This window comes from Arthrobacter sp. SX1312, from assembly GCF_002929295.1.
Taxonomy (GTDB): domain Bacteria; phylum Actinomycetota; class Actinomycetes; order Actinomycetales; family Micrococcaceae; genus Arthrobacter_D.
In genome coordinates, this window is the sequence record NZ_PJIM01000063.1 from 1 (window position 1) to 552 (window position 552).

The window sequence follows — 552 nt, forward strand, 5'->3', positions numbered from 1 at the left end:
ACAACGGGGGAAGGGTCCACTGCTGGTCACTACAGGGCCCCGACACCACCACTGCAACCAAGGAGCACAGCCCCATGAACGCTCAGCTGACTACTCAGCCGACCTCTGCGCCGATGCTGGAGATGATTGACCCGCGCACGCTCACCGTGGACGTGAACGTTCGCAAAGACGCCGCCCTGACGCCCGAGTTCGTCGCGAGCATCAAGGAGCACGGCGTGATCGAACCCGTGATCGCACACCGCAAGGACGACGGCACCGTGCACGTCCTGATGGGCCAGCGCCGCACCTGCGGCGCGGTCGAAGCCGACGCCGCCCTGATCCCGGTCATGGTCGTCGCCAGCCCCGAGGAAGCCGAGCGGATCACCACGCAGGTCGTGGAGAACGTCCAGCGGTCCGCGCTGACCGACGCGGACGAAGCCGATGCCTTCCACCAGCTGTCCCTGCTGGGCGTGAGCGCGGCGCAGATCGCGAAGAAAACCGGACGCGCCAAGACTCAAGTCGAGGGAGCGTTGAAGGCCAAGAAGAGCACCGCAGGGGAGGCCGCGCTGTCCA

Annotated in this window: 1 protein-coding gene; it reads left to right on the forward strand. The window is 66.7% G+C overall.

The window, feature by feature from the left end; all coding sequences use genetic code 11:
• Window positions 1-74: 74 nt before the first annotated feature.
• On the forward strand, window positions 75-552 hold a 478-nt coding region (locus CXQ92_RS17660), incomplete at its 3' end, for a ParB/RepB/Spo0J family partition protein (RefSeq protein WP_146067532.1).